This window comes from Christiangramia marina, assembly GCF_048285865.1.
Taxonomy (GTDB): domain Bacteria; phylum Bacteroidota; class Bacteroidia; order Flavobacteriales; family Flavobacteriaceae; genus Christiangramia; species Christiangramia marina.
Window position 1 is genome coordinate 207,979 of sequence record NZ_JBLVTK010000004.1, and the last position, 23,033, is coordinate 231,011.

Sequence of the window (23,033 nt, forward strand, 5' to 3'; positions counted from 1 at the left end):
TCTTCCACCCTCACAAAGCTTCTCAGAAATGAGAAGCTTTTTTTGTTTACGCAACCTTTCTCATTTATTTGCATCTACCTATTGAATCAATTCAATTAAAAATGAGAAAATTAATACTTCTTTTCGTCGCAGCCATTTTTCTAAGCAGCTGTAGCAGTAGTGATGACAACCTGTTAATCGTAGATCTTTCCGTAGATAGTCTTTCAGGAACCTGGAAAATGACACATGCATATGTAAGTCCAGGCGGTGAAACAACCTGGCAAAGCGTTGAAAATGGTACAGAATATACATTTTCTCCAAATGGTAGTTTTAGTGCTTCGCAGGATGAATGTCCTACCGGAACTTATAACCTCGATCTTAATGAAAGCTTGCTTTCATTCACTTGTTCAGATAACACAGAAAGTATGCGCTCCTTCAATGTAGTAAGCATTACCGAAACCGAAATGGAAATAAGTTACATAGGTTGTACAGAAGCTTGTATTTACAGATATCGTAAGCAATAAAATTCAGTTCATGTTCATCATACGGTTTTGATATATTACTTTTGAAAAAATCGTATTTCAATATGAATTCCAGGCAAGATCAACTAAAGGCTTTTGACAGATTATTAACCATTATGGACGAGCTCCGGGAGAAATGTCCCTGGGATCGTAAACAAACCATGGAATCATTGCGTCATCTTACCATTGAAGAAACCTACGAGCTTGGCGATGCTATTCTGGATAAAGACATGGAGGAGATACGTAAAGAGTTAGGAGACGTCTTATTACATCTTGTGTTTTATTCAAAGATTGGAAGTGAGACTAATGATTTTGACATTGCAGATGTTGCGAATGGAATCTGCGATAAACTTAGAGACCGGCACCCTCATATTTACGGGGATGTGATCGTTGCAGATGAAGAGGAGGTTAAACGTAACTGGGAAAACCTGAAGTTAAAAGAAGGCAAGAAAAGTGTTCTCGAAGGAGTGCCCAGGTCTTTGCCGGCAATGGTCAAAGCCAACAGGATACAGGATAAAGTTGCGGGAGTAGGATTTGATTGGGAAGAACCCAAACAGGTATTCGAAAAACTTCAGGAAGAACTTAAGGAGTTGGAAGATGAAGTAACTGAGAATAACAGTGATCTAATCGAAGCAGAATTTGGTGATGTACTGTTTTCTATGATCAACTATGCACGTTTTCTGAAAGTGAATCCTGAAAATGCTTTAGAGCGTACCAATAAAAAATTTATCAAAAGATTTCAGTATCTGGAAGGCAAAGCGGCAGAGCAGGGTAAAGCGCTAAAAGATATGAGCCTTGCGGAAATGGATGTATACTGGAACGAAGCTAAAAAAGTGTAAATGGTCTAGATAATTTCCTGGCCATCTTATCTAACAAAAGGAGGTTTCAAAAATGAAAAGCAAAGTTTATTAGAGTTGGTTATTATCAAACTTTCAATTTTTCACGACCTTTTCAGATCATCTCAAAATCCCTTTAAGTTTTGGATATATGCCTGGATACATATGACTTTGAGTACAGGATCTGCAACTCTAGCCGCAAGAATAACTACTTCCGAAGAAATCGTAAATATTTAGATAGCCATTCGTTTTGATTGTTGAAGTAATGTTTGCACAATCTTCTACTTCTTTTAGAGCAAAGTAATTAAAGGCTCGTCTGTGGTTTTTTGACTTCGATAAACACTTAAATGTATAAGGACCGACCCCATTGAAATTTCCGAAGAGATTACCTAATTGAGAGAAGACTAGCATTTACTTTTAATCATTGTAACATCAGCGTAACTCCGATTCTTATTAGCGCCTCAAGATCTTTTCTATCTTTTTGCCTTTGGCTAATTCATCGATCAACTTTTCCATTTTTCTGCAATCGCGATACAAAGCAAATTCTTCAGGAATATCTTCAATACGATAACCGCATACGACTCCATTGATCATGTGTGCATTTTTGTGGATCCTGGCTCCTTCAAAAAAATCACCAAAAGTACCAGTGCCGCCAATAAAGGATTCTAATGTCTCCTGATTATAGCCCGTTAACCACGAAATAACGCTGTCAAGTTCATCCTTAGTTCTACCGTGCTTCTTTATTCTATTCAGGTAATGTGGATATACAGCGCCGAAATTCATTTTCGCAATTTGCTCATTCTTTTCTGCTGTTACTACTGCCATCTTTTATAATTACTAGTTACTATATAGGGTATGAGACTCGAACGGGATAGCTAGTTTCCTGATTCTTTAAAAAACTACAGCCTGTAAACTTTTATCACGATAAGTTCTTAAGCTTTACCGATCATAAAGAATAATACAGGCTATAGTATTGAACTCTTCCTAATACAAGGTTTTAATTTTGGCAAGTTTTTCCTGCCATACTTCCAGGTCGGCTTTGTGCTGAGCGATATTCTTATGTACATCCTGAACTAGTGGATTATCATCATCTACATTGCTGAAGAACTGTAAATTGTTCTCTAGTTGCCTGATCTCTGCCTTGGTCTCTTCGATCTTCTTGGTAAGAAAATAGTGTTCGTTCCTGATCTTCTTGTCATCATCAGCGTCATCAAGGGCCTGGATCTTATTCTCGTACTTCATCATCTCTGCCTTGGTGTTGTCAACATCAAGCTTCTTGAAAAGTTGATCCAGCGCTTTATTAAACTTTCCTTCTATAAATCTTTTGTTATGGGGTACCCGACCCACTTCCTTCCAGGAGTTGATTTTATCTTTAATAGTGGCAAGGTTTTCCTTCTTAGTGCCATCTAGCTCCAAAGATTTTACTTCATCCAGCAAGGCTTTTTTCTTCTCAAAAGCTTCAACTTCATCCTTGTTTTCTTCATTCTTCTGAGCGTGCATACGATCGAAATAATGATTACAGGCTTTTTTAAACTGTTTCCAGACCTTATCACTATCCTTTCGGGGTACATGTCCAACCTTCTTCCAATCGTTCTGGATTTTCTTCATGAGCGGTGTAACCGTTTTAAAGTCATCACTATCCATATTGTCTTCTGCAATCTTAATAAGTTCTTTCTTCTGCTCAAGATTATCGTATTGCTCCTTCTTTAAATTCTTATAGTACGCATTTTTCTTACGATTGAATTTACGAACATGCTCCTTGAATTCATTCCAGGTTTCCTGGTTCTTATTTCTTGGAACTTTCCCGGCCTTAAAGAATTCTTCTCGTAGAGCTTCAATTTGTTTTATGCTTTGCTGCCATTTGTTGTGGCTATCAAAATCCTGCTCTGCAATTTCCTTGATTTTGATAATGATATCTCTTTTGTTCTCCCAGTTCTTCTCGTACTGTTCATCCAGCTGAGAGAAATATGCCTGGCGCTTGTCGTGAATTTGTTTTGTGGCAGCGCTAAATCGCTTCCAGATGTCTTCCCGATACTCCTTAGCCACGGGTCCAAGTTCTTCCTTCCACATTTTGTGCAGCATCTGCAACTCCCGGAAAGAACGATTCGTATCCTTTTCCTGTGCTAATTCTTCAGCACGGTCTATTACCTTAAGCTTTTGCTCAAGATTATGCTTGAAGTCCAGGTCTCTGAATTCCCGGTTTAAGTGAAGAAAATCATAGAAATTCTCCACATGATGATGATACGTATTCCAGACATTATTATAACGATCTCTTGGAATAGGCCCGGCGGTACGCCATTTATCCTGAATTTCCTTAAAATGATTGTAAGTCGTATTGATATTTTCTTCAACACCCAAAAGTCCCTTCAATTCTTCAATAAGCTCTAAGCGTATATTCAGGTTTTGGTTAAGGTCTTTTTTCAGGCGTCTATAATATTCATTTCGCTTCTCGCGATAATCAAAATATGTCGAACTAAATTGTTTGTTTAGTGGAGTAGAGTAGTGGAAGTCAATTATATTTCCGCCTTCAGCAAGAAATTCTTCCTTTTTCTCTTCCATTTCCTCGTCGAACTTAGCATTAAATTCTGTTCTGATCTCCTGCACGTGTTCTTTGATCGCCTGAACCTTCTCGGTTTTAAGCAATCTTTCCAGTTCCTCTACAAGAGCTTCCTTGCTCATGGAATGGTAATCCTTCTTCTCTATAGCATGCCGTTCACCAGCGCTTTCATCCTCGCTTTCTTCAGCCACAGAATTCTCCATGTCTTCCTCATGACTCCCGCTGCCTTTCTGATTCTCCTCAACAACTGCTTCACCAATATCACTATCAAGATCTTCATCCTGTTCTTCCGTATTTGCCGCCATTTTCCTGCTCTCAGATTCTGAAACGATCGCATCTTCATGATCTGTAGATTCCGAAACTTTTCGAACAGATTTGTTTTCAGGTTCTACAGATTCCTTGTTCTTTTTCACAGGATAAGTATCTCCGTCTCCTTCCATGGCCGTATATGGATCTTTATCAGGATCTGTTTTTTCTATTTTCTTTTGATCTGAAGTCGCCTTTCCTGAAGCAGATTCATGAACGATTGCATCTTCATGATCGGTCCCGTCATCACCTTTTCGTTCAGTTTCCTGCTGAAGTTTTTCAGAGTTTTCGTTCGGGTCATTCAAAGAATGATCTGTGGAACCGGAGGTCTTCTTGGAGTCCTTTTCATGGTTCTCAGACATTTCATTTTTCTTGTTCTCATTTTCTGTAGTGGACATATCTTTCAATGTTAGGGTTCTTCAAAATCGAATTATTCTGAAAGATAACAACTCCACTAAAATTGGACAAGGGAATGATTCTATTTATAAATTGAATAAAGCTTTGAGAGTCGGATTAAGAATTCCAGATAGACCAGCTTTTTTCAGCCTGGAGTTCTAACATTCTATAACCGTTTAGGGTTTTTGCACCAAGTTCGGAAGCTAGTTTCATGAGCTTGGTTTCTTCCGGATTATAAATAAGATCAAAGATGATATGCTGGCCTGAAATACCCTCAAGAGGAATATCAGGATAACGTTCGGTTTCTGGGGAAGTTCCCAAAGGTGTTGTGTTGATTACCAGTTTGTTGCTACTTATTACTTCGATGCTTAGTTCACTATATGACAGCGTGTTTTCCGAAGAATTTCTTGAGATAAACTGGTAGGGAACTGACAGTTTGTCAAGAGCATAAGCGACGGCTTTTGAAGCTCCTCCGGTTCCCAGGATAAGAGCAGAGCTATGGAAACTTTCCAAGTGATTCTCTAGTGCTTTTTTGAAGCCAAAATGATCTGTATTATAGCCGGTGAGCTCACCATTTTCAGAAATTTTGATGGTATTCACAGCGCCAATTTTTTGCGCTTCAGAGTCAAGATGATCTAGAAATGGAATTACTTTTTCCTTGTAAGGGATGGTGACGTTCAATCCGGAAACTTCAGTAGTTTTGAAAATTTCGGGAAACTGATCAATGCTTTCAAGGTCGAAATTAATATACCTGGCATCGATATTTTTAATGCTGAATTTCTTGCTGAAGTAGTTTCTGGAAAAGGAATAATCTATATCTTTTCCAACGAGTCCAAAAGTTCTCATTTTTCCGAAGTAATTTTTTCGTACCAGGCGAGTCCAAGTACAATGCTAATTCCTATTCCTATACAGAAGATTGCCGCGAAAGTTTCTGCCTGATCGAATTGTGGCCAGTAACGATCGTAATTGTCGATTACCTTATTTCCATTCCTGTCAATTAAAACTTTGCCCTGCTCCCCAATTTTGTATACTTTCTCCTTCCATGGCCATACAACCCCAAGGGAGCCCGTGATGAAACCAATGATGACTGCAAAAGTTTCTCTTTTTCTGGTCTTGAGTACATATCCCAGCAAATGAGATAATGAAACCAGTCCGGCCAGAGACCCGATGGCGAAGACGGCCAGCACTTTGAGCATTTGAATTCTTTCTGCATTTCCAGTCCAGGAGAAGTCCATCATCAGGATGTCCGCCATCGAATCATAGAGCGCATTAACAGAGTCTACCAACAACAGGACATAATTCCCCACCAGAATCAAAATAAAACTTCCTGAAAGGCCCGGGAGGGTCATGCCCGACACACTTATCATTCCGCAGATAAATACAAACCAGAGATTGTCGTTTTCTCTAGCAGGTTCCAGGAAACTAATGGCTATTCCGGCAATGATCCCGAGTACTGCAAAGACAATGGAGTTACGATCCCAGTCTTCAAAGTCCTTACTAATGTAATAAATAGAGCCAATGATCATTCCGAAGAAAGCCGACCACACGTATAGTTCGTAGTGTATAATGAGATAATCCAGGATCTTGGAAACACTAAAATAGCTAATGAGCATCCCAAGAATTAATAGGAATAAAAATTTCCCGTTGATATAATGATAAAGGCTTTTGAATCTACCAGAGATCAAAAGCTTAAAGGCTTTGAGGTTTACTTTTTGCAATGAATAGATGAACTCTTCATAGAATCCGGCAACAAAGGCAACAACGCCACCAGACACGCCAGGAACTTTGTTCGCAGCGCCCATAGCCAGACCTTTTAGAATCAGCAGGAACTTATCTGTGAAGGTCCTAGTCTGCTGCATTGGCATTTTCAGGTTTATTACCGGCAAGCATTTCCAGACCTAAAATGAGGAAGAACCCGGCCAGCATAAGTGCGACAGACCAAAATGTTTGTGGATCTCCGTCGAAGTTCCATGGTAATACTGAAGCTTCCTTGAGAACAACCTCTTTTTCACCATACATCGCGGTTTCCAGAGTTTCTTTCCACGGCCAGATCTTGTTCAGTGAACCAGCAATAAAGCCGGTAAGAACCGCAAGGGTAATACTACTATAGTGAACGAATAGCCATTTCAGGATCTTTGAAAAAGTAAGCAACCCGAAAACTGCTCCAACACCTACAATACCTATTGTCTTTAGATCAAAATCATGAGCTGCTTCTGTGATAGATTTATAAGCACCTAGCAATACCAGAATAAAAGCGCCTGAAATTCCGGGAAGGATCATTGCGCAAACGGCAAGTGCTCCGGCAAAAAATAAAAACAAATAGGAATTACTGGCGGAAAGTGGCGGCAGGCTAACGATATAGAACGCAACGGCAGCACCAATTACCAGTGCTAAAACGATCTTCCAGGTCCATTTTGGGATTTGCTTACCTACAAACCAAATACTGGCAACCACAAGTCCGAAGAAAAAAGACCAAATCAGGACCGGATGATTTTCCAGCAGATAATTTGCTACACGCATCACACTAAATATGCTAACGAGAATACCTGCAAAAAGAGCTACGATAAAATTACCATTCAGCTGTTCCCACATGGCCTTAAATCCGTTTGCCTTCCAGGTGGAAAGCAACCCAAGATTTACTCCACTAATTGTGGTGATCAACTCTTCATATATACCTGAAATAAATGCGATAGTACCGCCGGAGACTCCGGGAACGACATCTGCGGCTCCCATAGCCATTCCCTTAAGGCTTATCTTTAGATAGTCCACTAAACTACGTTGCATCTTAGAATTTTATGATTTTGCTCAAAGGTAGCAAAATTACTAAGAGAGCTTTACGAAGGAATTTATAATTTGTTTGATGCTTTTTCGCTCAAAAATATTCGGAAAAAGTTCTTCTATAATGATGTAATATTCTGAGTCGGTTTTCAAGGCATTATTCAAATGAAAATAGCCTTTGTCACCATTGTTAGTATTAAAATATAAACCGGCAAGACGATATTCGACTTCCGCAGTACCAGGGTAGAATTCCAGAGCCTGCATCATGCTGGAAATTGCAGTTTCATATTCTCCCAGTCCAATCAGGATATCACATCTTCTAATCCAGGTCTCTAATTCGTAATTTCCCAACTCAAGACTTTTTTTATAGCCTTGCTCAGCTTCTTCCGGGAAATTCAGCCTACTGTTGATCTTTGCGTAACGTTTCCAGTAAAGAACATTTTCTTCGTCAATATTAATCGCTTTATTGATATAATATAAAGCCTTTGGGAAGTTTAGTTTTTTGATATAGAAATCGGTAATCGCGATCCAGCCTTTATCGAGTAAAGGATCTTCATGCACGGTTTGCTCGTAATTCTTGATCGCGAAATCATCACAACCAAGTTTTTCGAAGCACTTACCAATTCTCAAATATGCGAAGGAAGTGGGATCATCGAGTTCTAAAGTTATATTATAGTTTTCGATGGCTTCATTATAACGCTTTAATTTCTCAAGAACCTTTCCTTTTTCCAGGTAGGCTCCCACGAACCTGTCATCACTAATAATGGCAAAATCAAAAGCTGCCAGTGCTTTAGTGTAGTTCTTCAGGTCAAAATACTGCTTTCCAACCTGGTGCCAGGCTACTTCGCAATATGGGTGTTTGTCCAGATATAGATTTAGGTAATCAATAGCCTCTTCTTTCTGTTCAAGAAAATCGAAGCAATACATGATATTGTAAAGTGCAGAATAATCTTCATCATCTGCTTCAAGGCATTTCATAAAGCTATATTTCGCATTCTCGAAATCTTCAAGAAACAGATATTCCATCCCAATGAGCGAAAATATTTCTGCATCTTCAAGCGTGATCTCCAAAGCTGCTTCGAGCATGGTAATTGCTTCAGCATGCATATCTCGCTTGGAATAGATCTGAGCCTTTTGAATGTAGATCTCCTCGTTGGAAGATTCCAGATTCTTCAGCTCATTAAGTATGCTGTCTGCAAGATCCAGTTTATCCTCAAAAACCAGAATCTCAACTTTGTATAATCTTAGATTTACTGAAGTAGGATGCTGGGCAAGACCCAATTTCACCGCTTTTTTAGCAAGAGCTATCTTGCCATTCTCCATGTAATGGTTGATGATATTCTCAAATTCGTTTGAATCGAAAAAAAGAACGTCATTGGTCTTTAGCATGGATTCGAAGCGATCAAGAGAGAAATTATCTTCTTCGTTATGGCTCAATTGCATAAAAGAGTGATTATGGGATTTCTACTGTTATTAAAGTTAAAAAGTAATAAGAGCAATAGCTACGCCCGCTTGCATTGTTGTTAACAAATTAATTAACAGCTACAATATTACTATTTAACTCTTCCAGTATGTCAACAATAATGCCACATCCTTTCAAAATTTCTTCAGAAGATATTGTCAAGGGCGGAGTGATCCTTACGGCTCGCTTTTCGAACAACAACCAGAATAAGATCAATTGTTCATCTTTAGCTCTAAGCACCAGCTGGTCTGCAATTTCGGCAGACTTTACTATGATTGCCAGCATTAAGCCTTTGCCTCTAACTTCTTCAATGAGAGGATGTTGTAAATGTTTTCTGAAGAGCTTTTCTTTTTGCAGTGTTTCCGAAATAAGGTTCGTGCTAAGAAGCTCTTTCAATGTAGCAAGTGCTGCTGAAGCAATCAAGGGATTGCCGCCAAATGTTGTGATATGTCCAAGTTTGGGGTTGTCCATAAGCAAATCCATCACCTCTTCTGAAGCTGTGAAGGCTCCAATGGGCAATCCTCCGCCCATTCCTTTTCCCATTACCAAGATATCAGGAACAAGTCCGAAATTTTCGAATCCAAATAATTTACCGGTTCTTCCAAAACCAGGTTGTATTTCATCCAGAATAAGTAGAGCTCCCACTTCTTCGCAACGCTTTTTCACTGTGATGAGATAATCATCAACAGGCTGAATAAATCCGGCACCACCTTGTATTGTTTCCAGAATAACGCATGCTGTATGTTCGTTGATATTTAAAAGATCTTCCGTAGAGTTGAATTCTATAAATGAAACATCTCCTATCAAAGGTTTGAAAGGTTCTACCCGTTCTTTAAAATCCATCAGACTTAAGGAGCCCATCGTATTACCATGATAGGCGTGCCTTGCAGCAATGATCCCCGTTCTTCCAGTAGCCCTTCTGGCCAGTTTTAGTGCACCTTCGATCGCCTCAGTTCCACTATTTACGAGATAGGTTTTAGATAGCGAACCAGGTAAATTTTCAGCGAGCAATTTACTGAGCTCTACAGCAGGAGCCTGTGCATATTCGCCATAAACCATTACATGCAAATATTTCTCAGCCTGCTCCTTGATAGCATTTACAACTGCAGGATGCGAGTGACCAAGAGTACAGGCAGATACGCCAGCAACAAAATCAAGGTAATTTTTGCTGTCACTTGTTTTTATATAACTACCGGTGGCACTTTCTACCTCCAATGCTAGTGGGTGAGGAGTGGTTTGGGCCTGAAACTTTAAAAAATCTTCTTTCATTCCTGATTGCCAGTTAGAGAGTCCTTTACAGTTTTTACTACTGGTTCGATAGTATCTTTAAGTGAATCCTGAACCTTTTCGTTCTTATACTTTAAAGAATCTTTAGCTCTATTCTTTAGAATTTCTGGTTTAAGTCTGGAGTTTTGATCCAGTAGGAGGTCATCTTCCTCGCGTTCTTCAAAAAACTCCTCAGGAGCTTCAGGCATTTCGATACCTCTGATCCTGGTAAGTTCTGGTACTGGTTTACCTTCAAATAATCCATCTTTCGAAGTGATTCTTTCATCACCGCGCCAGTTAAAACCAGCTAAGGTTCTTTGGTTTTGAGGAACTTCATCTTCCGGAGGCATTTTTCCCTGAACAGCATTTATATAATCTATGAATTCGATCTGCTGATCCTGAAACAGGATACGTATATAACTGGCAAGAGTTTTATTAATTGAAATAAGGGCGCCCTCATCGTTTCTCAAATAATTGAGAGTTTCAGTGTTCTTATCAATAATAACTTCCCGTAGTTGATTATCTTCAAAATATCCTGTGAGAATCTTTCCTTTCAACTGGTTGTATCCTTCAATGGTATCCTTCTGAATTAAAAAAGCATTGTCAAATACCAGCAGACTATCCAGTTGTTCAGTTTCAGGATTGGATTGAAGGTGAATGCTATCACCACTCATTTGATTGAGCCCCGACCATAAAACAGGTTTTTTATCACCAAAACGACCAAGATTGATCAATTTTGAAAGTCCGCTTTTTTGATCTGAGTATATTGAATCACTACGCCCGCTCATTGGGTTTTCACCGGTTTGATCTTCTTTTAGAATTCGAACGTCATAAAAACCACGAATAATTCTATGTTCAGGTTTCCCAGTAATCATAATGGTATCACTATGAATAAACAAGGTGTCTCTTTCCTGCAAGCTTGCGGCAAGTGCTCTTTTGGTTATAAAAACTGAGTCTTTATCTCTATAAACTTCAGCATAATGACCGGTTACTTTGCTTTGGTTTATAGTGTCGATGACCTGTATATTATTTGTGGCAGAAGCGAAACTGGTCTCACGATCAAAATACAAACTGTCACCCTTTAGGACTCGGTTTTCATAATCTATCCTGGAGTTTTTTACAAAATAACCATTATCTGCTCTTGTGTCATAAAACCCACGTTCGCAGTAAACTGTGCTGGTTTCACTTTTAATCGTTGAAGGTCCATATAAGTAAGCGTAACCACTTTCAGAATAAAAATCAAGTTGTTCAGAGTTTATAGTATATTCCGGGTTAGTTACTACCACTTCATCAATAAAGCTGTATTTGTTTTGTTCCATATAATAGCGACCAATCCTGCTGGTAAGGACACTGGTAGTATCCCGAACCTTTCCGCCACTTCTATAGTACGCTTCCTGTTTTAACCTGTCGAAGAACAAACTGTCGGTTTCAAGAGTGGTTTGAGGTCTTTTCATTAATACTCTCCCGCTGGCAAAGGCAAATTCAGTATCACCATTATATTCGGCATAGTTGCTGGTCATACTTACACTATCACCCTGCTGCATCCTAATATTACCATAAGCCTTGAAGAAATTGGCTTCTTTATAAAAAACAGCGTTATCGCACCAGACTTCGATCCCATCGTGATCAAAATACACCTGGTTATCTATTTTACTTAGAATTAAAGCGCCCGGATACCTGGCTTCATTTTTTAAAGTTCTATCAGATTCGTAGTTGATTTCCTGACTATTTTGTGCCATGCCTACCTGAAAGAAGATCACACAAAGAAGTACGCTAAAGATGTGTCGCAATTCAATATTTTTTTCAAAAGTACTCAAAATTTATATGCCCTTAATTTTATTCATAAACGTGATGTGGTAAGATCAGGTATGCTAATTTTTCTTAAAATAAAATCCGGTTATTCTTAATTTCCTTAAAGCTTTCAAAATTTTAGAGCTTTTAAGACAACCTTAACGATTCAATTAAAACTGAATTGCCTTTCCCTTCGTAAGTTTCCATAGAAACTAAAATTTTAATCATGAAAAAACCCTTAGTGAAGGTAGATGTAGTTGATGCATCACCGAAAAATTCGAACAAGAATTCGCGTAGGAAGTTCATTAAATTAGGTGGTCTCGGTATAGCCGGTTCCAGTTTTTTACTGTACGGATGTAGCGATGATGATTTATTTAACCCAGGTGGAGATGTAGGAGGTCCAGACCCTGAGCCAGAACCAGAACCACCTGTAGACGCAGTATTTGATCTAGGAAGTGGAAACCTTGGTATATTAAACTATGCGTATGCTTTAGAGCAACTTGAAGCGGCGTTTTATGGAGAAGTTCAGAATGGTGCTTACTATTCCGGTGCTCCAGATAATGAGAAAGAAATAATGGATGATATCTGGTATCATGAAGTTATTCATAGAGATTTTTTCAATACCGCGATCAATGGTGCTGTATCAGATGCATCTTTAGTTTTGCCAGAATTGGAATTTGACTTTAGCGCTGTAGACTTTGATGACAGAACTAGTGTACTTGAAACAGCGAGACTACTGGAAGATACTGGAGTTTCTGCTTATAATGGTGCAGGAAGATTAATTGATGTAGATGCGGAAAATGGTGGGCTTTATTTATTGCTTGCTGGTAAGATTGTTTCCGTAGAAGCAAGACATGCTTCAGCAATCGCTGATTTATTAGAACCAAATACGACTGCTTTCGCTAGAGATGGTGTATTAGTAGATCTTGGTGGTTCTGGAGTGGCTTACGATAAAGCAACACCTCCAGGTGATGTTCTTGCCGCTGTAGTAGGTACTGGATTCGTGCAAACCGAATTTACAGCAGATAACCTACCTACGGGATAATTAATTAATTTAAAAAATAACAAAATGAGTTTTATAAAATTATTAGATGGTCTCTCTGATAAAAGTTCCATAGAAACTAAAGGTTCTAGAAGAGATGCTTTCAAACAGTTCAAAAATTTTGGTAAGAATGCCGCAGTGGCTTCTATACCATTTGGCTTGGCAGCTACTAGCTCTAAAACCAAGGCAGCTACTTCTGCGATGGCCTCAGCTATGTTTCAGGCCTCTCCAACAGACGTTTTAAACTTCGCGCTGACATTGGAATATTTAGAGAAAGAATATTACAACATTGCAATCGATACAGACGGTTTAATACCAGATGAAACAAAAGATATCTTTGCACAAATTTCTGCACACGAGGATTCGCATGTTGAATTTTTACTGGCAGCCCTTGGTGATGACGCTATAGCTAAGCCAACATTTGACTTTACAGGTGGACCAGGAGGACTTGCGCTAGATCCTTTTACTAATTATCAAACTTTCCTAGCCTTGTCTCAAGGTTTTGAAGATACAGGTGTTCGTGCTTACAAAGGACAGGCTGGTGCAATTTCGGTAGACAAAACACTACTTGAGTACGCTCTGCAAATTCATTCTATTGAAGCAAGACATGCTTCTATGGTAAGAAGGCTGAGAGGAGAAAAAGGATGGGTTACCGGAGGTGATGCAGCTAGTAATGGATTACCTGGTGCTTTTGATGCTATTTATGGAGGAGAAACTCCTGAGTCTAACACGACTCAAGCAGGTGTGGATTTATCTGGTCTTTTCGACGACTTTGGTGGGTCACAAGCAGTTCAGGAAGCATTTGATGAGCCATTAACTATGGATGAAGTACTTGCAATTGGAGGAATTTTTATCGTACCGGAAGGTGACGGGGGAGATGATTCAGATAGCTAACTAACTCAATACTACCGAATAGAAAAAGTCCCAATTTGGGGCTTTTTTTTATACCATTTTTAAGGTTAAATATTCCAGATTAGTATATCGATTCAGAAGCACATTAGCGCAATTTCAGTAGTTTTCTTGCTAAGATCGAATCAATAAAATTTTAATTATCAGATTTGAAGTTATGCTTTGTTTTAAGCTACCTGAAATCGAAAAATTAGGACGGGCGTTTGATGAGCAAGACTACGAAAATATACTATGGTCAAACGGAACCATTTCATCGCAATATTCATTAAAAATCACCCAATGAAAAAAAGCCCCGTAACGGGGCTTTGTCTTATATAAAATAACTTGGTCTTAGCTTCTTTGGATCGTCTGACTTCTGTCTGGTCCAACCGAAACAATGGTAATCGGGGTTTCCAGTTCTCGCTCAAGGTATTCAACGTAGTTGTTGAATTCTTTTGGAAGTGTGCCGGCATCAGTCATTTCTGTAAGATCTTCTTTCCAGCCTTTCATCTCGGTATAGACCGGTTCAAGATTTTCAGGATCTATATTAAAAGGTAGATGATCAATAGTTTCACCTTTATACTTATAAGCGGTACATACCTTTAAAGTATCAAAACCACTAAGTACGTCACCTTTCATCATGATCAACTGGGTGATCCCATTCACCTGGACCGCATATTTCAATGCTACCAGATCCAGCCATCCACATCTTCTCTTTCGTCCTGTAGTAGCTCCAAATTCATTACCTATTCGTCCCATCTTTTCTCCTGTCTCATCGAAAAGTTCGGTAGGGAATGGGCCACTACCAACTCTTGTGGTATAGGCTTTGAATATCCCAAATGCTTCCCCAATCTCGCGTGGTGCTACTCCAAGCCCGGTACATGCACCGGCGGCAGTAGTGTTGGATGAGGTAACAAATGGGTATGTTCCAAAATCAATATCCAGTAAAGAGCCCTGGGCGCCTTCAGCAAGGATGGATTTTCCATTTTTCATAGACTTGTGAAGGTAATCTTCACTGTCAATAAAAGTAAGTTCTTTCAGAGTTTCGATCGCAGTACGGAATTCTTTTTCAAGTTCCTTAAGATCGTACTGTACATCCACATCATAGAATGCGATCATCTTCTCATGCTTGTCTGCAAGTGCGCGATAGCGATCCTGCCAGTCTGCCATTTCGAGATCTCCTACACGTAAACCATTTCTACCGGTCTTATCCATATAAGTTGGACCAATTCCTTTTAGTGTAGATCCAATCTTAGCTTTGCCTTTTGAAGCTTCAGAAGCAGCGTCAAGCAATCTATGGGTTGGAAGAATAAGATGTGCCTTTCTGGAGATTAATAATTTAGACTTATAATCTATTCCATGTTTGGCAAGATTGTCCAGTTCTTTTTTAAATATTACCGGGTCTATCACTACACCGTTTCCCACAAGATTGATGCTATCATCATGAAAAATACCTGATGGTATCGTGTGTAAAACGTGTTTTTGCCCATCAAACTCCAAAGTATGTCCTGCGTTAGGACCGCCCTGGAATCTGGCAATAATATCGTATTTGGAGGTGAGTACATCGACAATTTTGCCTTTTCCTTCGTCACCCCATTGAAGACCTAGTAGTAAATCTACAGCCATGAATTCTTAAACTTAGTTGGTTGATTTTTTGTTTCCGTAGAAATACAGGGAGTGTTTATTGATTTCAATATCAAAAACTTCCTCGATCGTTTGCTTAATACTTTGTATCCTTGGATCGCAGAATTCAATAACTTCTCCTGTATCTGTAAGTATGATATGATCGTGCTGCCGGTCAAAATAGGATTTCTCATATTGTGACTGATTCTGCCCAAACTGATGTTTTCTAACCAGTCCGCACTCCAGTAGGAGTTCGATCGTGTTGTATAGTGTTGCCCGGCTCACCCGATATTTCTTGTTCTTCATCATTATATATAAAGATTCAATATCGAAATGATCTTCAGAGTTATAGATCTCCTGAAGAATAGCGAAACGTTCGGGTGTTTTCCGATGTCCCTTGTCTTCAAGATACTTCGTGAAAACGTTTTTTACGACCGCCTGATCGTTTTTATTTACGACTTTTTTGCTCATAATTGCCTTGCAAAGGTAAAAGTTTATTCACGGCTTACCTTGTCTATGCCGTTAATTTTTTTCAGTCGCTGGATGATCGTATTCAGGTTATTATTGTTCTTCACCACCAGCGTAATTCTTCCATTGAAAATACCATCTGAACTGTCAAAATTCAGGTTTTTCGTATTCACACCCAGGTTACTTGAGATTTCTTTCGTGATCTCACTTACCAATCCAAGATTATCAATTCCCTGTAATTTAATGACCGACTGGAAGTCCTGTTGAGAACTGTCAATCCATTTTGCCTGGATAATCCTGTAGGCGTAATTGGATTGTAGTTGCAATGCATTTGGACAATCTTTCTTATGAACCTTAATGCCGTCGTTTACAGAAATGAATCCAAAGACAGTATCTCCCGGAATAGGGTTACAGCAATTCGCTAATTTATAATCCAGTTTCTCTTCTTCTTTGCCAAATACCAGCTGGTCATACTTAGCAGTGATCTCATCCTTATTAATATCAGCTGCTACCTGTGGCTTTTTAATTTTATTTTTGAAATAGCTTACCAGGGAATTGCTTCGGGAATTTGCGAAATCCTTAAGCAACTGATTGTCGATCTTCCCAATACCTACGCGATAGAAAAGATCAAGACTCGTTTTCAGATTAAAGAATACAACAAGTTCGTTGATGGACTTCTCATTAAACTGAATTTTCTGAGCTTTTAGTTTCCTTGCCAGCACAGCCTTTCCTTCCTCTGCGATCTCTTTCTTCTCATCTTTCAAGGAAGATTTGATCTTTGCACGAGCTCTTGCCGTAGTTGCATAATCCAGCCAGTTCACATTAGGCTGAGCATTATCTGAAGTTATGATCTCCACCTGGTCGCCGCTTTTTAATTCGTGACTTAAAGGAACCAGTTTGCTATTTACACGAGCACCTCGAGTGCGTAATCCAATTTCTGTATGAATGCTGAAAGCAAAGTCCAAAGGTGTGGATCCCTTCGGAAGTGATTTAAGATCTCCCTGAGGTGTAAAGACAAAAATTTCCTTTGAATAGAGATTCAGTTTAAACTGTTCAACAAAATCAACAGCATTTACATCTGGATTCTCGAGTGCTTCCTGAAGTCTGGTTACCCATTCTTCAAAACCTCGTTCCTCTTTATTGTCATCTCCCTGTTTGTATTTATAGTGAGCCGCATATCCTTTCTCTGCGATCTCATTCATTCGTTCACTTCGAATCTGTACTTCCACCCATCTGCCTTTTGGTCCCATTACAGTAATATGCAGAGCTTCGTATCCTGTAGATTTTGGAGATGAGATCCAGTCTCTTAATCTGGTAGGGTTGGGACGGAAGTGATCGGTCACTATGGAATAGATCTTCCAGGCCAGGAATTTCTCCTGTGATGGTTCACTTTTATAAATGATCCTGATCGCGAACTTGTCATAGATCTCGTCAAAACTAATATTCTGAGTCTGGATCTTACGGTTGATGGAATAAATGGATTTTGGTCTCCCTTTAATACTATAGTCCAGGGATTCCTTGTCCAGAGAATCCTCAATCACGCGGCTAAATGCCTTGATATAAATATCCTGATCTTCCTTACTTTCCTTGATCTTCTTTAAGATATCGTGGTATACTTCAGGATCTGTATACTTTAAACCAAGATCCTCCAATTCGGTTTTTATGTTGTAAAGCCCGATCCTGTGTGCCAGAGGAGCATAAATATATAAGGTTTCCGAAGCAATTTTAATCTGCTTATCAGGACGCATGGCATCCATTGTTTGCATATTATGTAAGCGGTCTGCGATCTTGATGATGATTACGCGAACATCATCGTTGAGCGTAAGCAGCATTTTACGGAAGTTTTCAGCCTGTAGCGAAACATCCTTATCTTTTTTAAGGCTGGAAATCTTGGTTAGGCCATCAACGATCTTGGCCACGGTTTCACCAAACATTTTTTCTATGTTTAAAAGGGTGTATTCTGTGTCTTCAACCACATCATGCAAAAGTGCAGCAGCGATCGAAGTTGCATCCAGTCCAATTTCCGAAGCTACTATTTTCGCGACCGCTATTGGATGGAAAATATATGCTTCACCAGATTTTCTGCGCTGATCCTTATGTGCATCTACCGCAGTATCAAACGCCTTTCGAATGAGTTTCTTGTCATCTTCGGAAAGGGTTTGGTAGCTTATGCGTAGCAATTCCTTATATTGCCTTGCAATTTGCTTGTTCTCTTTTTCTATCGCAGCCTCGGTCATAAGTTAAAAGTACAATTAAGATAAAAAGTAAACAACTAAATACCTGCCTTCAAATTCTGAAATCTTTGCAGTAAACTTGGATGTGAGTAATGTACGAAAATATAGGTTTTGTGCGGAGTTAGGTTGCTCAATGTATTTCCTGATAATTTTTTTAAACTACTAATGAGGTATCTGGCATCGTAGGTGGCGCTGGCGTAATCATCGGCCTGGTACTCAAACTTTCTGGAGATGTAATTCATAACAAGACCGGTTACTTCTGAAATCGGACTATATAATATTCCGAAGGCAATCAGGCCAATATAAAAACTTGGCTCGCTTACGCTCAAGGCTGAAGATAGTACGGGACTACCTACAAACAAGGATAGCAGCCATAAAGTGAATCCTGTAGTAGCTATGGAAGCAATTAAATTGAAAACAATATGTTTCTTTTTATAGTGACCAACCTCATGTGCCAGAACGGCAACAATCTCTTCTTCATCCAGATCATTGATCAAAGTGTCATATAAAGTAATTCTTTTTTCTGAACCAAAACCGGAAAAATAAGCATTGGCTTTAGTGGAACGTTTGGAGCCATCGATCACAAAGATATTATCCAGCTGGAATCCTACTTTTTGCGCATAAGCTTCGATTTTAGTTCTCAAACTACCTGATTCCAGAGCGGTTTGCTTATTAAAAAGCGGAACGATCAATTTTGCATAGAACATATTCATGAAAACAGCGAAGACAGATACGACTATCCATGCATACCACCAGAAATCTTCACCTGCTATTTGATAGAACCAAATGATCAATGCTAAGATTCCACCACCCACGATCATGGTCATTAAAAGACCTTTTAATTTATCTATTACAAAAGTTTTAACACTGGTCTTATTAAATCCATATTTTTCTTCAATTACAAAGGTGCTATACCAGGAAAAAGGGATTGTAAGTAGGTCACTGCCAATGATGATGATCCCGAAGAATATAAGAGCTATCACAATAGGATTGCTTGAAAACTCACGTGCAATCCCATCTACCGCGGCAAAGCCTTCGAAAACCAGAAAGAGTATCGTAAGAATTACTGAAAAACCAGAGGAGAGCAGGCCAAACTTAAAACGCTCTTTTTTGTATTGCTGAGACTTTTCGTACTTCTCATCATCGTACACATCTGCCAGTTCCGTGGGTATAGGATCATCGTAATGTTTGGCATTCAACGTATCAAGAAGGGTGTCGAAAAGAAAATCAGCGATCACGACTCCAAGGAGGATATAATAAAGAGTTTCAGCTTGCAAATTATAAAGTTTAAAGATTAAAGCCCCGTTGTCTTCGTGCTTCAAAAATGAGAATACCAGCTGCGACCGATACGTTCATACTATCGATAGCACCCTGCATGGGAATGATAATATTCTGAAGAGAATGTTCGCGCCATTCTTCGCTAAGCCCTGTGGCTTCGGTTCCCACGACGATGGCGGTTGGTCCTTTTAAATCAACTTCGTGGTAAGGTTTGGCGGCCTGTAAAATGGCTGCATAAATATGAATATTCTTATTCCGAAGAAATTCTATGATTTCTGAAGTTTCCCCGGTGGCTATCTTATTGGTGAAAACACAACCTACGCTACTCCTGATGATATTTGGATTATAGAGATCTGTTCTAGGGTTTGCAATAATGACCGCGTCTACCGCAGCAGCATCGGCAGTCCTTAGGATAGCGCCAATATTTCCTGGTTTTTCCGGTGCTTCAGCGACCAATATCAAAGGAGAGGTTGAGCTGAAGTCTAAATCTTCCAGTTTATTTTCAAGGGTACGAAAAACGGCGATAACTCCTTCGGTACTACCTCTATAAGCGATTTTCTCGTATACTTCCTGGGAAAGTTCAGTGATCTGTTCTGTATGTTGATTGCCTTTCTTTACAAGATCAAGCACCTCCTGAAATTCTATCTTTTCAGGAACATAATAAATGTGAAGCAGTTCATAGTGATGCGCTACGGCAAGACTTGTTTCCTTCAAGCCCTCAACAAGAAATGCATTTTCCTTTCTTCTAATTCTTGATTTCTCCTGCAATTGAAGCAGCCACTTCACTTCCTTGTTCTGCAGACTGGTGATTTTTTTCAACATATTTACAAAAGTAAGTAGATATTAGGCATAAAAAAAGTTGCCCGAAGAGCAGAGTGGAAGCTTTGAAGCATTTCCATTCCAGTCCTTCGGGCAACTTTGAAATTCTTTTAATTACTTGGATTCCTGCTCGCTGTATTTTTTGGAATAGCGTTTCCAAAGTTCAGTTTGATGTGTCTCCAGGCTTAGTTCCCTTCCGTCTATAAATGCATGAGATAGAATATTGGTACGCATATCCAGTGCATCACCCTCAGAAATGAACAGGGTTGCAGATTTCCCTTTTTCAAGAGTTCCGTAATCGCTGTCAATTCCAAGGATCTTTGCATTGTTGGCAGTAATAAGACTTAGAGCATCTTCTTTGTCCATACCAAATGCAGCTACCGTTCCAGCATAAAAAGGTAGATTTCTGGTATTCATACGTTCCATTTGTCCGCTGCTTTCCAATCCAACCACGACTCCTGCATCATACAGTAATTTTGCCAGTTTATATGGCTGGTCGTAATCTTCGTAAGCATTGTCTGGGGTGCTGTGTGGTCTGTTTACCAAAACCGGGATCTCTGCATTTTTTAAATCCGAAGCGATCGCAAGCGCGTCGTAACCTCCAACAATCACCACAGAGGCAAGCTCATTTTCCTTTTTGAACTGAATAATATCCAGGATCTCTTTTTCACCATCAGCATGAATAAATACCTTTTTATCTCCGCTAAAAACTTTTTCCATGGCTAAAAATGGCAGGTTTTGATCAGTTCTATCACCATTTAAGTAAGCTTTCGAGGAAGCGAAGAAATCTGATAACTTCTGAATTTCTTCGGTATACTCCTTATTAGGTTTAAGTCCCGGGTCTTCACCTCTCCACCAACGACCACGTCTAAAAGAATCTGGCCAGTTGATATGAAGGCCATCATCAGCTTTTACAGCTGCATCTTCCCAGTTCCATGCATCAAATTGAACAATGGAGGAAGTTCCTGAGATTAATCCGCCTCTTGGAACCACCTGTCCTAGAAGTACACCGTTGGGTCTCATGGATTCTACGATCTTACTCTCTGTATTATAGGCGATCAGGCTTCTTACATTTGGAAGCATGTCACCCATTTCATCCTGATCTTCCGTAGCTTTTACAGAAGCGATCTCTACTAGTCCAAGCGTGGTATTAGGAGCGATAATTCCTGGATATACATGTTTTCCTGTAGCATCGATCTGTTTGCCTGGATATTGTCTTTTGGTAAGATTTGCGGCTATGATCTCAGTAATTTTGCCGTCCTCAAGAATAATCAGGCTATTCTCGATTACTTCACCATTTCCAATATGAGCGGTAGCACCAACAATGCTGATCGCTTCAGCCTGTTCTGGTGCCGGGGTTTGCTGTGCAAAACTATTTCCGCAGCAAAGTAAGCTCAGCAATCCTATATATAAATTTAATTTTTTCATCTTCAGTATATTATTTTACAGCTTCTAAAAGATCACAGTGTACATGCTGCTTTTCTTTCTTTTTCACTGGTTGTGTTTTAACTCCACTGTTCTTTTCCTTCAGCATCTGGCTTACAAGATTGCTTCTTTCTTTCTGAATCTCCTTACGAAGTTCCAGGTCTCTATCCTTGTCAAAATAAACAACTCCTTCTACCATTGTTTTCTCCGGAACCGCATAAATAGAAAGTGGATGATCATTCCAAAGGACAAGATCTGCCTGTTTTCCGGTTTTGATACTACCAACTAAATCATCTACATGTAGTAATTTGGCAGGATTGATCGTAACCATTTTCCAGGCGTCTTCTTCGCTCATTCCACCATACTTCACACTTTTAGCAGCTTCCTGGTTAAGTCTGCGACTCATTTCAGCATCATCACTATTAATAGCTACGGTGATGCCAACATCGTTCATGATCGCTGCATTATAAGGAATAGCATCGTTCACTTCGTATTTGTAGGCCCACCAGTCTGAGAATGTTGAAGCTCCAACACCGTGTTCTTTCATTTTATCTGCCACCTTGTAACCTTCAAGGATATGAGTGAACGTGTTGATATTAAAATCGAACATTTCAGCAACATTCATCAACATATTGATCTCACTCTGGATATAAGAATGGGAAGTGATAAAACGTTCGCCATTAAGGATCTCCACAAGAGTTTCCATTTCAAGATCTTTTCTGAAATTGTCTCCTGCAGCCTGCTTCTCTTTTTCATAAGCTTTAGCTCGACTGAAGTAGTCTATAAATACCTGTTCCACGCCCATTCTTGTCTGCGGAAAGCGATTTCCACTCCAGTTCGATTGTTTTACGTTTTCACCAAGTGCAAATTTGATGAACGGTGGTGCCTGTTCGAAGATCAATTCATCTGCAGGAGCTCCCCATTTTAATTTCAGGATCGCAGATCTACCTCCAATGGGATTTGCAGAACCATGTAATAACTGAATGGTGGTAACGCCACCAGCCAGGTTGCGGTAGATATTAATATCTGTAGGATCAACTACATCTTCCATAGTCACTTCAGCAGAAGAATTATGGCCTGCTTCATTGATGTCTGATGCTGCGATATGTGAATGCTCATCAATGATCCCGGCAGTAAGATGTTTGCCGGTTGCATCGATAATTTTTGCTCTGCCGGCATTAAGGTCTGTTCCAACCTTAACGATCTTTCCGTCCTTTACAAGTACATCGGTATTTTCAAGAACACCTTCATCTTCGCTGGTCCACACGGTTGCATTCTTGAAAAGCACATCTTCCTGCGTTGGTCTTTCTTTGAAACCATAAGCAACATTTGGATAGGTTACCGTGATCAACTCACGGATATTA

19 protein-coding genes are annotated in these 23,033 nt (G+C 39.5%); 4 read left to right on the plus strand and 15 right to left on the minus strand.

What is annotated here, in order from left to right:
* The first annotated feature begins 101 nt into the window (after window positions 1-101).
* Both ACNKXS_RS14045 and mazG read left to right on the plus strand, forming a co-directional pair.
* Window positions 102-503 carry a lipocalin family protein gene (locus ACNKXS_RS14045; RefSeq protein WP_417921410.1) on the plus strand — a complete coding sequence of 134 codons (402 nt, stop codon included), beginning with the start codon at window positions 102-104 and terminating at the stop codon, window positions 501-503.
* A gap of 62 nt (window positions 504-565) precedes the next feature.
* Window positions 566-1,339, plus strand: a complete 774-nt coding sequence (gene mazG / locus ACNKXS_RS14050; protein WP_417921411.1) for a nucleoside triphosphate pyrophosphohydrolase — start codon at window positions 566-568, stop codon at window positions 1,337-1,339.
* Between the two features lie 450 nt (window positions 1,340-1,789).
* On the opposite strand, the gene ACNKXS_RS14055 is transcribed toward mazG, so the two are convergent.
* The 8 genes from ACNKXS_RS14055 to ACNKXS_RS14090 all read right to left on the minus strand — a co-directional run bounded on the left by ACNKXS_RS14055 (window position 1,790) and on the right by ACNKXS_RS14090 (window position 11,840).
* Complete coding sequence (locus tag ACNKXS_RS14055) at window positions 1,790-2,161, minus strand: DUF2200 family protein (protein WP_417921412.1); 372 nt, start codon at window positions 2,159-2,161, stop codon at window positions 1,790-1,792.
* Between the two features lie 159 nt (window positions 2,162-2,320).
* Window positions 2,321-4,597 (minus strand): DUF349 domain-containing protein, encoded by a 2,277-nt coding sequence (locus ACNKXS_RS14060; RefSeq protein WP_417921413.1) that lies wholly within the window; start codon window positions 4,595-4,597, stop codon window positions 2,321-2,323.
* 115 nt (window positions 4,598-4,712) lie between these two features.
* Entirely contained in the window at window positions 4,713-5,441 is a 729-nt protein-coding gene (locus ACNKXS_RS14065; RefSeq protein WP_417921414.1) for a shikimate dehydrogenase family protein, read from the minus strand.
* Entirely contained in the window at window positions 5,438-6,454 is a 1,017-nt protein-coding gene (locus ACNKXS_RS14070; protein WP_417921415.1) for a DUF368 domain-containing protein, read from the minus strand. Before ACNKXS_RS14070 ends, ACNKXS_RS14065 begins: the two co-directional genes overlap by 4 nt.
* A complete protein-coding gene (locus ACNKXS_RS14075; protein ID WP_417921416.1) occupies window positions 6,441-7,379 on the minus strand; it encodes a DUF368 domain-containing protein in 939 nt (312 codons plus the stop codon). The genes ACNKXS_RS14070 and ACNKXS_RS14075 overlap by 14 nt, the downstream gene beginning before the upstream one ends.
* A 39-nt stretch (window positions 7,380-7,418) precedes the next feature.
* Window positions 7,419-8,816, minus strand: a complete 1,398-nt coding sequence (locus ACNKXS_RS14080) for a tetratricopeptide repeat protein (protein WP_141878274.1) — start codon at window positions 8,814-8,816, stop codon at window positions 7,419-7,421.
* 88 nt (window positions 8,817-8,904) lie between these two features.
* Window positions 8,905-10,104 carry an aspartate aminotransferase family protein gene (locus tag ACNKXS_RS14085; protein WP_417921417.1) on the minus strand — a complete coding sequence of 400 codons (1,200 nt, stop codon included), beginning with the start codon at window positions 10,102-10,104 and terminating at the stop codon, window positions 8,905-8,907.
* Entirely contained in the window at window positions 10,101-11,840 is a 1,740-nt protein-coding gene (locus tag ACNKXS_RS14090) for an OstA-like protein (RefSeq protein ID WP_417921516.1), read from the minus strand. Before ACNKXS_RS14090 ends, ACNKXS_RS14085 begins: the two co-directional genes overlap by 4 nt.
* Window positions 11,841-12,118: 278 nt before the next feature.
* Here ACNKXS_RS14090 and ACNKXS_RS14095 point away from each other — a divergent pair, with 278 nt between their 5' ends.
* Together ACNKXS_RS14095 and ACNKXS_RS14100 are read left to right on the plus strand one after the other, a co-directional pair.
* A complete protein-coding gene (locus ACNKXS_RS14095) occupies window positions 12,119-12,937 on the plus strand; it encodes a ferritin-like domain-containing protein (RefSeq protein ID WP_417921418.1) in 819 nt (272 codons plus the stop codon).
* Between the two features lie 24 nt (window positions 12,938-12,961).
* Window positions 12,962-13,828 carry a ferritin-like domain-containing protein gene (locus ACNKXS_RS14100; RefSeq protein WP_417921419.1) on the plus strand — a complete coding sequence of 289 codons (867 nt, stop codon included), beginning with the start codon at window positions 12,962-12,964 and terminating at the stop codon, window positions 13,826-13,828.
* 345 nt (window positions 13,829-14,173) lie between these two features.
* On the opposite strand, the gene ACNKXS_RS14105 is transcribed toward ACNKXS_RS14100, so the two are convergent.
* The 7 genes from ACNKXS_RS14105 to ACNKXS_RS14135 all read right to left on the minus strand — a co-directional run.
* Window positions 14,174-15,448, minus strand: coding sequence for an adenylosuccinate synthase (locus ACNKXS_RS14105; RefSeq protein ID WP_417921420.1), 1,275 nt, complete (start codon window positions 15,446-15,448; stop codon window positions 14,174-14,176).
* Window positions 15,449-15,460: 12 nt separating this feature from the next.
* Window positions 15,461-15,916, minus strand: coding sequence for a Fur family transcriptional regulator (locus ACNKXS_RS14110; RefSeq protein ID WP_141878269.1), 456 nt, complete (start codon window positions 15,914-15,916; stop codon window positions 15,461-15,463).
* A 23-nt stretch (window positions 15,917-15,939) separates the two neighbouring features.
* Entirely contained in the window at window positions 15,940-18,150 is a 2,211-nt protein-coding gene (locus tag ACNKXS_RS14115; protein WP_417921421.1) for a RelA/SpoT family protein, read from the minus strand.
* Between the two features lie 35 nt (window positions 18,151-18,185).
* Window positions 18,186-19,424, minus strand: a complete 1,239-nt coding sequence (locus ACNKXS_RS14120) for a M48 family metallopeptidase (RefSeq protein WP_417921517.1) — start codon at window positions 19,422-19,424, stop codon at window positions 18,186-18,188.
* 10 nt (window positions 19,425-19,434) lie between these two features.
* On the minus strand, window positions 19,435-20,247 hold the full coding sequence (locus ACNKXS_RS14125) for a TrmH family RNA methyltransferase (protein ID WP_417921422.1): 813 nt from the start codon (window positions 20,245-20,247) through the stop codon (window positions 19,435-19,437).
* Between the two features lie 111 nt (window positions 20,248-20,358).
* Window positions 20,359-21,672, minus strand: coding sequence for an amidohydrolase family protein (locus tag ACNKXS_RS14130; protein ID WP_417921423.1), 1,314 nt, complete (start codon window positions 21,670-21,672; stop codon window positions 20,359-20,361).
* A gap of 10 nt (window positions 21,673-21,682) precedes the next feature.
* Window positions 21,683-23,033: amidohydrolase (locus ACNKXS_RS14135; protein ID WP_417921424.1), on the minus strand; the 1,351-nt coding region annotated here is incomplete at its 5' end.

What these genes read in the sequence shown, in the direction of transcription:
- ACNKXS_RS14105 (WP_417921420.1), bottom strand. Translation starts at nt 15,448, where the DNA reads ATGGCTGTAGATTTACTACTAGGTCTTCAATGGGGTGACGAAGGAAAA.
- ACNKXS_RS14045 (WP_417921410.1), top strand. Translation starts at nt 102, where the DNA reads ATGAGAAAATTAATACTTCTTTTCGTCGCAGCCATTTTTCTAAGCAGC.
- ACNKXS_RS14125 (WP_417921422.1), bottom strand. Translation starts at nt 20,247, where the DNA reads ATGTTGAAAAAAATCACCAGTCTGCAGAACAAGGAAGTGAAGTGGCTG.
- ACNKXS_RS14095 (WP_417921418.1), top strand. Translation starts at nt 12,119, where the DNA reads ATGAAAAAACCCTTAGTGAAGGTAGATGTAGTTGATGCATCACCGAAA.
- ACNKXS_RS14065 (WP_417921414.1), bottom strand. Translation starts at nt 5,441, where the DNA reads ATGAGAACTTTTGGACTCGTTGGAAAAGATATAGATTATTCCTTTTCC.
- ACNKXS_RS14115 (WP_417921421.1), bottom strand. Translation starts at nt 18,150, where the DNA reads ATGACCGAGGCTGCGATAGAAAAAGAGAACAAGCAAATTGCAAGGCAA.
- ACNKXS_RS14130 (WP_417921423.1), bottom strand. Translation starts at nt 21,672, where the DNA reads ATGAAAAAATTAAATTTATATATAGGATTGCTGAGCTTACTTTGCTGC.
- ACNKXS_RS14090 (WP_417921516.1), bottom strand. Translation starts at nt 11,840, where the DNA reads ATGGCACAAAATAGTCAGGAAATCAACTACGAATCTGATAGAACTTTA.
- ACNKXS_RS14060 (WP_417921413.1), bottom strand. Translation starts at nt 4,597, where the DNA reads ATGTCCACTACAGAAAATGAGAACAAGAAAAATGAAATGTCTGAGAAC.
- ACNKXS_RS14055 (WP_417921412.1), bottom strand. Translation starts at nt 2,161, where the DNA reads ATGGCAGTAGTAACAGCAGAAAAGAATGAGCAAATTGCGAAAATGAAT.
- ACNKXS_RS14085 (WP_417921417.1), bottom strand. Translation starts at nt 10,104, where the DNA reads ATGAAAGAAGATTTTTTAAAGTTTCAGGCCCAAACCACTCCTCACCCA.
- ACNKXS_RS14100 (WP_417921419.1), top strand. Translation starts at nt 12,962, where the DNA reads ATGAGTTTTATAAAATTATTAGATGGTCTCTCTGATAAAAGTTCCATA.
- ACNKXS_RS14110 (WP_141878269.1), bottom strand. Translation starts at nt 15,916, where the DNA reads ATGAGCAAAAAAGTCGTAAATAAAAACGATCAGGCGGTCGTAAAAAAC.
- ACNKXS_RS14070 (WP_417921415.1), bottom strand. Translation starts at nt 6,454, where the DNA reads ATGCAGCAGACTAGGACCTTCACAGATAAGTTCCTGCTGATTCTAAAA.
- ACNKXS_RS14075 (WP_417921416.1), bottom strand. Translation starts at nt 7,379, where the DNA reads ATGCAACGTAGTTTAGTGGACTATCTAAAGATAAGCCTTAAGGGAATG.
- mazG (WP_417921411.1), top strand. Translation starts at nt 566, where the DNA reads ATGAATTCCAGGCAAGATCAACTAAAGGCTTTTGACAGATTATTAACC.
- ACNKXS_RS14080 (WP_141878274.1), bottom strand. Translation starts at nt 8,816, where the DNA reads ATGCAATTGAGCCATAACGAAGAAGATAATTTCTCTCTTGATCGCTTC.